Annotated in this window: 11 protein-coding genes; 4 read left to right on the top strand and 7 right to left on the bottom strand. The window is 63.9% G+C overall.

What is annotated here, in order from left to right:
* Positions 1-5: 5 nt before the first annotated feature.
* The 6 genes from GGD40_RS34950 to GGD40_RS34925 all read right to left on the bottom strand — a co-directional run bounded on the left by GGD40_RS34950 (position 6) and on the right by GGD40_RS34925 (position 8,093).
* Positions 6-1,031 carry a peptidoglycan DD-metalloendopeptidase family protein gene (locus GGD40_RS34950; RefSeq protein ID WP_179746791.1) on the bottom strand — a complete coding sequence of 342 codons (1,026 nt, stop codon included), beginning with the start codon at positions 1,029-1,031 and terminating at the stop codon, positions 6-8.
* A 519-nt stretch (positions 1,032-1,550) separates the two neighbouring features.
* On the bottom strand, positions 1,551-1,976 hold the full coding sequence (locus GGD40_RS34945) for a DUF3465 domain-containing protein (protein ID WP_218901391.1): 426 nt from the start codon (positions 1,974-1,976) through the stop codon (positions 1,551-1,553).
* Positions 1,977-2,092: 116 nt separating this feature from the next.
* Positions 2,093-3,385 carry a cytochrome c gene (locus GGD40_RS34940; RefSeq protein ID WP_179746790.1) on the bottom strand — a complete coding sequence of 431 codons (1,293 nt, stop codon included), beginning with the start codon at positions 3,383-3,385 and terminating at the stop codon, positions 2,093-2,095.
* The gene (locus GGD40_RS34935) at positions 3,382-4,113 is read right to left on the bottom strand and encodes a (2Fe-2S)-binding protein (protein ID WP_179746789.1); all 732 of its coding nucleotides are present in this window, start codon (positions 4,111-4,113) and stop codon (positions 3,382-3,384) included. The genes GGD40_RS34940 and GGD40_RS34935 overlap by 4 nt, the downstream gene beginning before the upstream one ends.
* Complete coding sequence (locus GGD40_RS34930; protein ID WP_179713795.1) at positions 4,110-6,938, bottom strand: xanthine dehydrogenase family protein molybdopterin-binding subunit; 2,829 nt, start codon at positions 6,936-6,938, stop codon at positions 4,110-4,112. Before GGD40_RS34930 ends, GGD40_RS34935 begins: the two co-directional genes overlap by 4 nt.
* Before the next feature lie 399 nt (positions 6,939-7,337).
* The gene (locus GGD40_RS34925) at positions 7,338-8,093 is read right to left on the bottom strand and encodes a DeoR/GlpR family DNA-binding transcription regulator (RefSeq protein ID WP_179746788.1); all 756 of its coding nucleotides are present in this window, start codon (positions 8,091-8,093) and stop codon (positions 7,338-7,340) included.
* A 155-nt stretch (positions 8,094-8,248) separates the two neighbouring features.
* Here GGD40_RS34925 and GGD40_RS34920 point away from each other — a divergent pair, with 155 nt between their 5' ends.
* Together GGD40_RS34920 and GGD40_RS34915 are read left to right on the top strand one after the other, a co-directional pair.
* The gene (locus tag GGD40_RS34920) at positions 8,249-8,836 is read left to right on the top strand and encodes an NUDIX domain-containing protein (RefSeq protein WP_179713797.1); all 588 of its coding nucleotides are present in this window, start codon (positions 8,249-8,251) and stop codon (positions 8,834-8,836) included.
* 225 nt (positions 8,837-9,061) lie between these two features.
* Positions 9,062-9,391 carry a hypothetical protein gene (locus GGD40_RS34915; protein ID WP_179713798.1) on the top strand — a complete coding sequence of 110 codons (330 nt, stop codon included), beginning with the start codon at positions 9,062-9,064 and terminating at the stop codon, positions 9,389-9,391.
* A gap of 30 nt (positions 9,392-9,421) precedes the next feature.
* On the opposite strand, the gene GGD40_RS34910 is transcribed toward GGD40_RS34915, so the two are convergent.
* Complete coding sequence (locus GGD40_RS34910) at positions 9,422-10,582, bottom strand: porin (RefSeq protein WP_179746787.1); 1,161 nt, start codon at positions 10,580-10,582, stop codon at positions 9,422-9,424.
* 543 nt (positions 10,583-11,125) lie between these two features.
* Here GGD40_RS34910 and GGD40_RS34905 point away from each other — a divergent pair.
* Together GGD40_RS34905 and GGD40_RS34900 are read left to right on the top strand one after the other, a co-directional pair.
* Positions 11,126-12,235, top strand: coding sequence for an OpgC domain-containing protein (locus GGD40_RS34905; RefSeq protein ID WP_179746786.1), 1,110 nt, complete (start codon positions 11,126-11,128; stop codon positions 12,233-12,235).
* Complete coding sequence (locus GGD40_RS34900) at positions 12,236-13,138, top strand: alpha/beta hydrolase (RefSeq protein ID WP_179746785.1); 903 nt, start codon at positions 12,236-12,238, stop codon at positions 13,136-13,138.
* Positions 13,139-13,153 lie beyond the last annotated feature (15 nt).

The raw sequence follows: 13,153 nt of genomic DNA, 5'->3' as shown, positions 1-13,153 counted from the left end.
CGGGCTTAGCCGCGCCCTTGCGGCAGATAAGGCATCGGATCGATCGGCTTGCCGTCGCGCCGCAACTCGAAACCCACGGAGACGCGCGAGTTGTTTTCGTCGCCCATCTCGGCGATCTGCTGCCCCTGGCGGACGATGTCGCCGGTCTTGACCAGCAGCTTGCGGTTATGCGAGTAAGCGGTCAGAAAGTCCTTGTTGTGCTGGACGATGATCAGACTGCCGTAGCTATTCAGGCCGGTGCCAGCGTACATCACTTTGCCGTCGGCGGCGGCACGCACCGGATCGCCCGGCTTACCGCCGATTTCAATGCCGCGCGTCTCGCCCGCCTGGAATCCTTCGACGACGCGCCCGCCCGCCGGCCATGCCAGCGCCACGCCGTTCGCGTGCCGCGCGGTTTGCTGCGCGACTTCGCGTGCCTCGGCGGCGCTCGGCGCGGCTGAGGCCGCTTGTGCGGCGGTGGCCGGGCTCGCCTGGCTTGCCTGAGTGGCTTGGGTTGCCGATGCGGCTGCCGCAACCGAAGCACTCGCCGTAGCCGAATTCGTCGAAGCGCCCGCCTGCTGCGCCACCGGTGTAGCAGGCGCCGAAGCCGCTGCCGTCTTGGCCGAAGCAGCCGCCGCCGCGTTAGCCGCATTCACGGCCCGCACGGTTTCCGGCGAAGCCACATGCAGCACCTGCCCCAGCTTCAAACGCGACCTGGTTTTCAAACCGTTCCAGGCTTGCAACTGCCTGACGCTGCAATGATGATGCTGCGCAATACGCGCCAGCGTATCGCCCCGCTTGACGCGATAAACCAGCGGTGGCGATTTCTTCAGCGGCGCGCCCGCATCGGCGCCAATCTTCAGCTGGGCGCCGCTCGCCGCCGTTGCGGCCGACGCATTTGCCGCCGGCGCCACGGAAGCCGCCGTCGTATCCGGCGCCGCGCCGGTCTGCGCGCCCTGCTGCCCGACGTTCGCACAACCGCTGACGGCCAGCGCGACCCACACGCCGGCCAGACTGGCCTTGATTGTTCTGTCGAAACGCTTTTCCACCATGTCCGACTCCTGCCTTTTTTATGGCGGACCGGATGCACGCCTCGTCGCGTGCGATGCGCGCGTTCCTACGCCGCGCGGCCTATCTTCGCGACACGGCGAGGCCGCCTCGCGCGACGCCCATCCCATGTCCTGCCGAACAACCCAACCCTTTGTCATCGCCCGATGTCCGGAAGTCCATACGACGTGGACTCACCCAAAACAGCCGATCTTCTGCGAAAAGGGCCAGATTGCCGATTAAAATTCCAGCGGAATTGTAAAGTGCGTTTTGCAGAAAACGCCCCGCTCCACACAATCTGATACAAACCTTACCCGCGGTATCGAGGACATCGTTGCGCGTGCAACGGAAACGGCAACACCTCGGCAATCAGTCGGTAACTTTTGCTTTAACGGCAAAGCGCCGCGAAAACTTGAATCGTTTTCACTGCGCAAAAGACGTAACAGGAACGGGGAACGGGCAAAGATGAGCGTGCCGGCAGGCGAACGGCGCGATGTCCGTCCGCGCGTCGAGGAAGACCGGGCTTAGCTGTAGTACTGCCCGTCGTAGCGCACGTAGCCGACCGGATGATGCGTGAAATGCAATACCGGCAGCACGGGGTTGTTGTTGTCGGCGGTGGGATACGCGGTGGAATCGGGAATATATTCCCCTTGCGCCTCGATCGGCTGACCGGCCTGCAAGCCGGGGATCTCGTGCGCCAGACCTTCGTCGTCGCCGAAACGCACGGCGACGAACACTTCGGTGCCCACCAGATTCTCCGTGCCGCCTTCGAACTTCAGCACCTTGTCGATCTTGATCACGAATTGCTGATGATTCGCGCCGTGGTGATTGTCCGGGCTGGGGAATACCTTGCTGATCGTGCCTTGCACACAGGCGAGCGGCGCGCCGAGTGAATGAACGTAGCTGTGGTGCGGAAGAATCTCTGTCGCGCGATTGCTCACATTGCTCATGAAGTCTCCGTGGAAGAAACCAGACTGATCGATGGCGAACCGTAAGGCGCGCCGCCAGCCGGCGACGCGATACGGTTTGAGCAGGTCGGCGCGGTCGAGTTCACCGCGCCATTACTTCATCGCAACGCTTTTACGGTATCTGCCGTGACGTCGGCCGGTTGGCCGCCCCACGTCGCGCGCAGATAGTTCGCGAGCTGCGCGAGTTCTTCGTCGCTGAGTTGCGTGGCGAAACCCGGCATTTCCTGCATCCGTTCGAGGCCCGGGAAATCCTGCGCGCCGAGACCGTCGAGCATCGCCACGATCAGGTTGTGCGCATCGCTCTGACGCAGCGTCGAGTTGGCGTGCATCGGCACCGCGACGTGCGGCTTGCCTTCGCCGTTGATGCCATGACAACCGGCACACACGGCGAGATACACGTTGCGTCCGGCTTCGAGCTGAGCGGCATCGGCCGAACCTGACTGCAAGGACTGCAACTGTTGCGGCGCGGGCGGCTGATCGCCGAGCAAGTAGGTGGACATGGCGCGCAGATCGTCGTGCGTCATGTACTGGCTGCTCAGATGCACGACCGGGAACATCTCGCCGAACGCCGAGCCTTGCGGCGCGATGCCGGTGGCGAAGAACGTCTGCAGGTCGGCGGCGGTCCAGCCACGCGCCGCCAGACCGTGCGGCGTGATGTCCGGCGCCGCGATCCGGCCGAGCGCCGCACCCGCCAGCGGCTTCGCGCCGTCGAGCTGGCCGAACTTGCCGCGCGGCGTGTGGCACTCGGCGCAATGGCCGAGCGCGCTCGCCAGATAACGTCCGCGATACCAGTCCGCCGTGCCGGTGGCGGCAGCGCCCTTGGCCGACGCCTGGTTCGACGCATCCGGCAACGCGTCCTTCAGGAACACCCAGTCCCAGAAGCGCACGCCGAAACGCAGGTTGAACGGGAACGACAGTTCGGGTTCGTGGTTCGGCACGGCGGCCGGTTTCTGCGCCATCAGATACGCGTAGATCGCATCGCTATCCGCGCGCGACAACTGACGGTACGACGTGTACGGCATCGCCGGATACAACTGTTTGGTCGGCGTGACGCCGTCGTGCAGCGCCTTGTAAAGATCGTCGGCGCTCCAGCTGCCGATGCCGTGCGCTTTGTCCGGCGTGATGTTGGTGCCGTAGAAAGTGCCGAACGGCGAAGCCAGTTTCACGCCGCCGGCGAACGGCGCGCCGTCCGAGGTAGTGTGGCAGGCGGCGCAATCGGCGGCTTTCACGAGATAGCGGCCGCGCGCGAGCGGATCGGCGGCGGTGGACTGCGGCCCCAACGCGGCGGCGGTCATCGCGGCGGAATCGTCGTGCTTGCCGCACGCGCTCAACGCGAGCGTCGCGCCGAGCAAAAGCAGCGCGCGGCGCAGAGTGATCGGGCGGCGCATCATGCGGCTTCCTTGACGAGGCCAGGCGTCGTCAGCACGACTTCCTTGACGGCTTCGTAGTAGCGCACGTAACCCGTGCAGCGGCAGATGTGGTCGTTCAGCGCTTCGGTGATGGTCGCTTCGACCTTGTCTTTGGCAACCGGTTGACGCTGCAGACGTTCGATCAACACCGTGGCCGCGTTGACGAAACCCGGCGTGCAGTAGCCGCACTGAAAGCTGAAGTGCTCGAGAAACTTCTGCTGGATCGGCGACACGCCGATCACCTCGCCCGCGTCGTTGCGCTTCGCGTGGCCTTCGATCGTGCGAATGGTTTTGCCGTGGAAGAAATTCGCACCGGTGATGCAGGTGCGCACTTCTTCGCTGGTGCCGTCCGGTTTGTCGACGATCACCACGCACGCGTGGCAGACGCCCTGGCCACAGCCGAGACGCGACCCGGTCAGATGCAGATACTCGTGCAGGTAGTCGATCATCATGAGTCCGGCGGGCACGTCGGTCGGACCGACGATCTCACCGTTGACCTTGATCGACAGCGGCAGCGTGCGGAAATGCGTCAACGGACGCTCGACCGCAGCGGCGGCGGGCGCGCTGGCGGCAGCGCCGGCGGATGCGGACGCAGCAGCGACCGGAGCCGCTGACGCAGCGGCCGGCGCACTGGCGACAACACCAGAAGCCACCGCCGCACCACCCGTCTGGCTCGCGGCGTTCGTCAAATCTTGCTTGGGGGCCGTCATGCGAGCACCTCCTGAATACGTTGCGGGGTAACCGGCAGATCGGTAAACCGATGCCCGATCGCATGCGCGATCCCATTCACGATCGCGCCGACCACCGGAATCATCACCACTTCGGCAATGCCCTTCGGCGGATCGGTCTCGGTGAGCGGCGGCAACACTTCGCCGGTCTGGGTCCAGACGGCGACGTCCGTCGCGCGCGGCAAGTGGTAACGGTTGAAGTTCCACGTGCCGTTGCCCGGACCGTCTTCGTACAGCGGCAGATACTCGTGCAGCGCGTGGCCGATGCCCATCGCCAGACCGCCTTGCAACTGGCCCGACACGAGTTGCGGCGAGATCTGATTGCCGCACTCCATGATCGAGTGATGCGCGAGCAGGTCCACCTTGCCGCTCGCTTCATGCACCGACAGTTCGACCAGCGTGCCGACCGCGCTGTAGTACGTCACGGCCGCGTTGTTGCGCTGAACCGGCGGAATGAACACGCGCTGACGATCCAGCACGCGATACCGATTCGCCGTGGTCTGCAGTTTCTTGCGCTCGTCCGGGGCGTTGTCGCCGTAGCGCAGCGCGAGGCCATCGAGCGGCAAGCGCTCGATGGCGCCGTCGATCTCGAAGTCCGCTTCGGTCCATTGCCAGCGATTGAACACGTGCACGGTCGCGCCGGTCACGAGACCGAGTTCGTGCGCTTTCTTAGCGAGCTGTTCGAACGGCAACGCCTCGAGCCCCGCCGCCGACAGCTTGCCGTCGACCCAGCGCGCGTCTTCGATCCGCACCACCAGCGGCGCGGCCTGACCGCCGCCCCCGCCTTGACGCCAGATCGCCATCGCCGCCGGCCACAGACCGTGCGCGAACACGACTCGCGCCGCTTCGCGCGTGCTGTGCGTGAAATAGAACGCGGAGTTGGTCGCGCTCGACGGCGACGCATAACCCGGCGACCACCGCGGATTCGCCGCGAGCTTGTCCTGATCGGACTGCGACATCATGTACGGATCGCCGCTCGTAACGACCGGCAGATCCGGCCAGTCGGTGATCGCGACATGGACGTCGGTGGCCGGCTTGCCGAGCCATTTCGCGACCGCGACGGCCTGCGAGGTCGATACGCCGGTGCCGATTTCGGCGGCCGTGTGCTGCAAACTGATCTTGCCGTCGGCGCTAAATTCGACCTTCGCGAACGAAGTCTCCGCGCCGGTGCCGAAGTCCTTCTGCACGCACGCGAAACCCACGCCGTAACGCTTGCCCGGATGCGCGGCTTCGAACTCGGCCTTGCGCTTCGCGCGATTCACCCACAGCGGATGCACCTTGGCCTTGTTCAACACATCGTCCACACGAATCGCGCCGGCCGGCACCGCACCTTGCGTGTTCTTCATGCCGGAGCGCAACGCGTTCTTCAGGCGGAAATCGATCGGATCGAGCTTCAGTTGCGCGGCGATTTCGTCGACCATCATTTCGGTCGCGGCCATGCTCTGCAGCGTACCGTAGCCACGCGCGGAACCGGCGTCGATCGCGCGCGACGCAATCGCCACCGCCGACAGATCGTTGCTCGGGAAGTAATAGATCGACTGCGCGGCGGTCGCGCCCACCATTGCCACGGAAGGCGAAAAGTTGCAGCGCCCGCCGCCGTCCGCTTCCATCTCCGCCTTGAACGATTGCAGCAGACCGGTCTTTTTATCGACGGCGATGCGGTAGTTCATCTTGAACGCGTGGCGCTTCAACGAGGTCTGGAACTGCTCGTAGCGGTCGTTGGCGAGACGCACGGGGCGGCCGTCCGCATACATCGCGCAGACGAGACCGTAGAACGGCACGTTGAAGTGATCCTTCGAGCCGTAACCGACCGTGTAGCACGGGTGAATGAACAGATTCTTCACCGGGAACGCGCACTTCGCGACCATGCCGGCCGCGCTATCGACCACTTCGGACGGCGCCTGGGTCGGCACCACCATGTGCAGCGATTGCGTCGCGGCGTCGTACCAGCAGTTCGCGTTGTCGGGCTCGAGCGCGGCGGTATCGATCGACTGCGTGTTGTACTCGCGCTCTATCACCAGCCAGTCCGCCGACGGGTGATCGAGGTTCTGCTGGATTTGCGCGGCGTGGAACATGCCCTGCTCGTCCAGCTTGCCGTGCTCGACGCCGTCGGGCCACACCGGCTTGTGCTTGCGCATCATGCTCGGAAACACCGGCGCGTCTTTGAGGCTGGAGAAGACATCGTCGTCGTACGGCGTCTTGCCGCCGACCCGCACGAAGCGGAACGTGCCCCACGGATCGCGTTCGAGCGGCCCCGTCTGCGCGCCGTAGCGGATGATCTGATCCTGGAACTTCAGCGTGTTCTTCGCGAAGCGGAAACGCGCGAAGTCGTGATAGATCAGGATCGCGACCGCCTGGCCGAGGTACGCGGGCGTCTTGCCCGGCGGCAGCAGCATGTCGTCGCCGTAGAAGGCCGGGAAGATCAGGCCGTCGCGCGTCAGATCGGCCGCCGTCACCACCCGGTCGGGTTGCAGATCGGCGCCCAGCAGCGACAGGTCGAAACCTTCGTAGCTACGGTCGGCCTGCGTGGTGCGCAGAATGAAAGCGTGCGACTGCTGCTGCGGCCAGTGAGGCATGTCGGTGGCGCGAATGTCGCGTGCGAACACTTTCGCACCGGTCACCTTGGCGACACCGTCGATACGGAATTTCGCCTGACCGTTGGCCGCGTCCCACTGCATCGGCGTCAGAATTTTCTCTTCGAACAATGCAGCGAATGCGCGGCTGCCCATCGGCGCGAGATACACCGACACACCCGCCACGACGCTGGCCTTCAGAAAACTACGACGCGAAAGGTCGAGTTTCCCCATGGACTTCTCCTTAAGTGAACACGGCGGCAACCCGTCGGCGGAACACGCGCGCTTCCCCTGCTTCCCCGCTGCCGCAGGCGCGACGACGCGCGAGCTGACACGCACGCAGGCGCTCGCGTGCGGGACGGCAGTGGAACCACGAAGGAGGTGTTCGAACCACAGGCGCTCATGCGCGCCCGTGCGTACCGGCGATCTGCGACGACCCATGTTCCGGTTGCGCCGCATTCGATCTGATTGACCTTTGAACTACCGTGAGTTGCCTTTTTGTCTGCCCAGCGAAGGGCAAAGGCCGCGATTATCGCGCTGATTCGTGGCAGGGTGCGTCAAATTTTGTCCGCTATCTCGAAAATAACGGATTCAGCATGGGATGCCTTCGAAAAGCGCTGGAACCGCGATGAATTACGCTCGCACGATCGTGATACCAAGCGCCTCGAATGGCGCGGTGAGCGCCTCGGCCGTGCCGCGTTCCACGACGATCGCACTGGCCGCCGTCACGTCCGCGATCTTGTACGCCGACGCCGCATGCAGCTTCTCCGCCGACGCCAACACCACCGTCTCCGCCGCATGCTCAGCGAACGCGCGCTTCACGTAGGCCTCCTCGCGATCGCCGGTGCTCAGACCCGCTTGCGGATGCACGCCGGTCGCGCCCATGAAAAACAGATCGGCGCGAATATGGCTGAGCGTTTCGATGGCGGCCGCGCCCACATTGACCATCGAATGCCGGAACAAACGGCCGCCGATCATCACGACCTCAAGTTGCGCGTGCTCGGCGAGTTCAACCGCGATACTCGGGCTATGCGTGACGATCGTGGCCCGCAAGTCGCGCGGCAGATGACGCGCCAGTTGCACGGCCGTCGTGCCGCCGTCGACGAACACGATCTGGCCCGGCGCGATCATGCCCGCGGCGGCGCGGCCGATCGCCGCTTTCGACACCGACTCGATCCGCTCGCGCCCGGCGAAATCCACCGCCGCCGGCGAGGCCGGCAACGCGCCGCCATGCACGCGCTGAAGCTGGCCTTCAGCGGCGAGCTCGCGCAGATCGCGGCGGATCGTGTCTTCGGACACGTCGAATTCGACACTCAGCGTCTTGGCGATCACCTGCCCGTTGCGCTTCAACGCCTCGAGGATCAGTTGTTTTCTTTGCGAAGTCAGCACGGTGAGAGTCTCGTCGGTGTCAGGGGCATTTCAACGCGATTGCACGAAATCACTTGTTTTTGCACGAAACTGCACGATACCATGATTCGCATGCGGTGCCGACCGCTTTGTCCTTTGTCCATGCAAACAGGAAGCATGAAAACAGGAAGCGAGCCATGAACCAAACCGCCGGACGGGTCCGTATCGTCGACGTCGAAGTGCTGTCGGACGACTGGTACGTGCTGAAGAAAACCACCTTCGACTATCAACGCGCCGACGGTAGCTGGCAGCGCCAAAGCCGCGAAACCTACGACCGCGGCAACGGCGCCACCCTGCTGCTGTACGATCCGCGCCGCCGCACGGTGGTGCTGACGCGGCAATTCCGACTGCCGGCGTTCGTCAACGGTCATCACGGCATGTTGATCGAGGCGCCGGCCGGGCTGCTGGAAGCCGCGTCGCCCGAAGAACGGATTCGCGCGGAGGTGGAAGAGGAAACCGGCTACCGCGTGCACGACGTGCGCAAGGTGTTCGAAGCGTTCATGAGCCCCGGCTCGGTCACGGAGAAGCTGCACTTTTTCGTCGCCGAATACGACGCGGTGGCGAAGGTCGGCGCAGGCGGCGGCATCGCGGATGAAGGCGAAGATATCGAGGTGCTGGAGTTGCCGGTGGACGACGCACTCGCGATGATCGAGCGCGGCGAGATCGTCGACGGCAAGACGATCATGCTGCTGCAGTACGCGAAACTGAATCTGTTGGGCGAGTAGGCGGCCATTTCTGCGGCGGTCGTTTCCGACTTATCGCGTGAGGCGTTGGGAAACGGACGCTAGGTAGCAGCAGCCAAAGAAAATATTCTGACGGGTCGTTTCGAAACGACTCGCCTCGCGCTGGATTGCAACGCGTCGCGGGTCGATTAAATCGAACACCCTTCCCGTCCGTCTATTTTTTACGTTCGTCACGTTTATCCTGGTGGCGAACGCGTTGAGGTTGCAGTGGATTCTCTTCAATCGGCAAACCGGTTCATCAACGGTTTTTTCTTCGGCGCGTTGATCGCTGCCGTCGTCATGGTGCTGCTATGCAATGCCGGCGAGCTTTCGCCGTTCACGGCCCAGTTGCACGCATTTGGGCAGGTCGTCGTGACGGTGCTGATCGCCGTCGTAATCGTCGGCGCGAAACCACTGGCGTATAAAACCGTGTGGCGCGAGCGCCGCTGCAGCTTCGTCCTCGACGAGGATTTAAGCGCGACGCTGCGCGGCCGAAGCTTCGGCATTCCGGTCGGCGTGGTAGTCGGGATTCTGTTTCAGCATTACGTGATGAACTGAGCCGTTCACGCAATCGCCACCTGCGTTCGCCTAGAACTTATGCCGTATCGCCGCGCGCACTACGACCTGCTTCGACGTCGACGAAGGCGACTGGGTGCCGGGCGTGAACGCATCGTCCAGAATCGTGTAGGTCGAGTCGCCCGTCACCTGCTGATACTCGCCCTGAATGTAGACGTCGGTGCGTTTGGACAGGTTGTAATCCGCCATCAAACCAAACGAGTGAATGCGCGGCTTCACGCCGCCATTCGACGCGTCGTAGCTTTCCATCGTGTAGACATATTGCGCGCCGACGAACAGCATCGGCGACACCTGATATTTGCCGTTCACCTCGAAGTTCTGATACTTCAGCGAGTTCAGCAAAATACCCGGCGGCACGAGCGGCGTGATGCCGAGATAACCGTTGCCGGTCGGATCCAGATAATTCGAGTTGGTATAAACGAAGCCGGCCGTCGCCGGACCGAACGTGTACGTGATGCCGCCGCCGAACACGCGCATGCGCCCGGCGATGAAGCTGGCGTCGTTCGCGGTGATCGCGCCGTTCGCGCCATTGCCCGGATTGTCGGCCTGCAGATAAGCGGCGGCGACCAGCAGGCCGCCATACGTATATTGGCCGCCGAAACTGTACGCGCGGTTATTGGCGAAGTTGGTGTCGTTGCTGAAGCTGTAGACGCCGCCGAACTGGAAGCCGGAGATCGACGGGCTGGTGAACTTGACCGAGTTGTCGAGACGAAACGAGTTGTCGGTGTTGTCGTTGTCGTACGGGTGCGAGAACAGTTCGCCGGCCCAATTGCCGTTGGCCGTGGTCTGCGCCAGGTAGTCGACCACCGAATCGTACTGGCGCCCGAACGTCAAGCTGCCGAAAGTATCCGAACTGATACCCACGAAGGCCTGGCGGCCGAACATCCGGCCGCCCTGATTGAGGCGTCCGGAGCTGACGTCGAAGCCGTTTTCGAGCTGGAAGATCGCCTTCAGGCCGCCGCCCAGTTCCTCGGCGCCTTTCAGGCCCCAGCGGCTGCCTTGCGCGTCGCCGCTCGCCAGTTCGTAGACGTGGCCGCGGCCGACATTATTGGTGTAGTTGATGCCCTCATCGAGTACGCCGTACAGCGTCACACTGGTCTGCGCGGAGGCAGACTGGGCAAAAGCGGCGGACAAAGCGGTGGAGACAGCCAGCGCGAACACTTGCTTGTTCATGATGATCTCCCTGCACTCGAGTAATCGGACAACTCGATCCAACCGCTTTGTTCTTGACGCTTTGTCAGGGCTTTCAACGGCCCCCGTGCGCCTTCAGGAAATCCTCACACGCCGTTAGCTGCACGTCCATCGGGTGTCACGTCGATATCTCAAATTGTTGCGAAATCTCCACTTCGTGCAAGCGCCCCTTTTATCGCGGCGCTCATTCAGGTAAACGGCAGCGCGCCGCCCTGACTGAAGTACAGGCCGGTTTTGGGCTGCTTTTCGCGCTCGGCGCGCTACCCGACTCGCCCAAGCTCTGTCACGGAAAGAAATATAATCGTAAGCTTTCGCGGCGCTGCAGCGGAACTCAGCGTCGTCACACGGGTCATTTTTACTGCCCTCTGCAATCGAGCCTGCCCCAGGCCGCCCGATTGAAAACGGCGACGCCGAGCGCGTAGATCATTCATCCGCCGCAGCTCGCCCCCATTTCCAAAGTCACTTGAGACGTTTGCCGCGCTGAAGCAGCGCGCCGTCCCACGAGGCTGCTTTTGGCGTCACACCATGCAAGCATCGCAATCCCGTCTGATCGAGCTCGACTTTTTCCGCGGACTGGTCCTTCTGATCATCGTCGTCGACCATATTGGCGGCAGCATTCTGTCGCGCGTCACGCTGCACGCTTACGCGCTGTGCGATGCCGCCGAAGTCTTCGTGTTCCTGGGCGGCTTCGCCACCGCCACGGCCTACGCGGCGCTGGCCGAACGGCGCAATGAGACGATCGCGCGCGGCCGCTTCCTGCGGCGTTCGCTGGAAATCTACCGGGCGTTCCTGGTCACTGCCGCGCTGATGCTGCTAGTCAGCGCGGTGCTGACGGCGTTCAGCATCGACGGGCCGAATCTCGCCACCACCGACCTGGACGATCTGATGGACGCCCCCGTCGCCGCGTTGCGCGACATCCTGCTGTTCCGCCGCCAGCCGTATCTCGCCTCCGTGCTGCCGATGTACGCGTTCTTCGCCGCACTGGTGCCGATGATCCTGCCGCTCGCGCGCAGCAAGCCGTGGTGGTTGCTGGCCGGCAGCGTCGCGCTGTGGGCAGGCGCCCCGGCGATCACCGCGTATTTGCCCGCCGCGCCGGACATGCAGTGGGACTTCAACCCGTTCGCGTGGCAATTGCTGTTCGTGCTCGGCGTGCTGGCCCGTTGCCAGCCGGTGTATCAGCGCATCAGTGCGCACCGGTTCGGCTGGCTGGTCAGCGTGCTGGCGTTCGCCGCGGTGGCGGCCGGGGCTTACTACAAACTGTTTATCGAGCGCGAGCCGCTCGATGCGAGTTTCAAACAGAACCTGTCCTATCTGCGCGCGGTCAATTTTCTTGCGATTGCATGGCTCGTCGCGAATCTGATTCAGCTTGGCTGGGCCAGGAAACTCGCGCAATGGCTGCCGTGGGTCGGCGTGATCGGCCGCAAGGGGCTGCTGTGCTTTATCGCCGGCGCGGTGATTTCGCTCGTGGTCGATTCGGTGCTGTATGCGGCCACGGACGGTTACCTCAACTACCCGCTCGGCCTGCTCGCCGATGCCGTCGCGGTCGGCGCGCTGCTGGCCGTCGCGCTGGGGGAAAAGCCGCTCAAGCGGCTCGCTTCGCGGCTGGTCGGCGCGCGGCTTCGTACCTCGCCTTGAATGCGTCCATTCCTACACTCCGCACTCGTTGCGCTGTGCGTCGTCGCTCACGGCGCGGCTTGCGCCAGCACCGTGATCAGCCGCAGCTTCCATGCCGACGCGCTCGGCCGCGACTGGTCGTACACGATCTATCTGCCGACCGGCTATCGTCACGACGCCGCCCGCATTCCGGTGCTCTATCTCCTGCACGGCAATAACGGCGACGCCAACGACTGGCTCACGCAAGGCCATCTGCAAAGCGCCGCCGACGCGCTGATCGACCACAGGGACATGCCGCCGGTCGCGATCGTGATGCCGCAAGGCGGCACCGACTGGTACGTCGATCGCAAGGAGAAGATGGAGACAGCGTTCTTCGACGATCTGCTGCCCGAGATCGAATCACGCTACGCCGTGTCGACGCAGCGCGGCGGCCGCATGATCGGTGGAGTGTCGATGGGTGGCTTCGGCGCGCTGCGTTACGCGCTGACGCAGCCGGAACGCTTTTGCGGCGCCATGCTGCTGAGCCCCGCGATCTACGCGAACGAACCGCCGCGCGCGTCGGCGGCGCGACGCGTGGGGGTCTTCGGCGAGCGCGAATTCGATCCGCGCGTCTGGCATGACCTCAACTATCCGGCGCAGTGGGACCGCTATATGAGCCGGCCGTATCGTCTGCCGATGTTCATCGCCGCCGGCGACGACGATCTCGCGATCCAGGCCGATGCGTCGTCGCTGTACACGCATCTGCGGCTGGCGGGCAATCCGGCGGCGCTGCGTATCGTCGACGGCGCCCACACGTGGGATGTCTGGAGCGCGCTGCTACCGGCCGCGCTGAAGTACACGCTCGGCTGCGTGAAAACGCCAACGCCAACGCCAACGCCAACGCCACCACAACCGCTGGATCACCCCTCGACCGGCCGCCCTTGAAACGGACCTGAAATC

The organism is Paraburkholderia bryophila, assembly GCF_013409255.1.
Classification (GTDB): domain Bacteria; phylum Pseudomonadota; class Gammaproteobacteria; order Burkholderiales; family Burkholderiaceae; genus Paraburkholderia.
Note: the sequence above shows the minus strand (reverse complement) of the source record. Positions and strands in the feature narration are given on the sequence as shown.

Excerpts from the sequence above, each read along its gene's own strand:
- GGD40_RS34940 (WP_179746790.1), bottom strand. The coding sequence starts at position 3,385 with ATGATGCGCCGCCCGATCACTCTGCGCCGCGCGCTGCTTTTGCTCGGC.
- GGD40_RS34905 (WP_179746786.1), top strand. The coding sequence starts at position 11,126 with ATGCAAGCATCGCAATCCCGTCTGATCGAGCTCGACTTTTTCCGCGGA.
- GGD40_RS34910 (WP_179746787.1), bottom strand. The coding sequence starts at position 10,582 with ATGAACAAGCAAGTGTTCGCGCTGGCTGTCTCCACCGCTTTGTCCGCC.
- GGD40_RS34930 (WP_179713795.1), bottom strand. The coding sequence starts at position 6,938 with ATGGGGAAACTCGACCTTTCGCGTCGTAGTTTTCTGAAGGCCAGCGTC.
- GGD40_RS34900 (WP_179746785.1), top strand. The coding sequence starts at position 12,236 with ATGCGTCCATTCCTACACTCCGCACTCGTTGCGCTGTGCGTCGTCGCT.
- GGD40_RS34945 (WP_218901391.1), bottom strand. The coding sequence starts at position 1,976 with ATGAGCAATGTGAGCAATCGCGCGACAGAGATTCTTCCGCACCACAGC.
- GGD40_RS34935 (WP_179746789.1), bottom strand. The coding sequence starts at position 4,113 with ATGACGGCCCCCAAGCAAGATTTGACGAACGCCGCGAGCCAGACGGGT.
- GGD40_RS34920 (WP_179713797.1), top strand. The coding sequence starts at position 8,249 with ATGAACCAAACCGCCGGACGGGTCCGTATCGTCGACGTCGAAGTGCTG.
- GGD40_RS34950 (WP_179746791.1), bottom strand. The coding sequence starts at position 1,031 with ATGGTGGAAAAGCGTTTCGACAGAACAATCAAGGCCAGTCTGGCCGGC.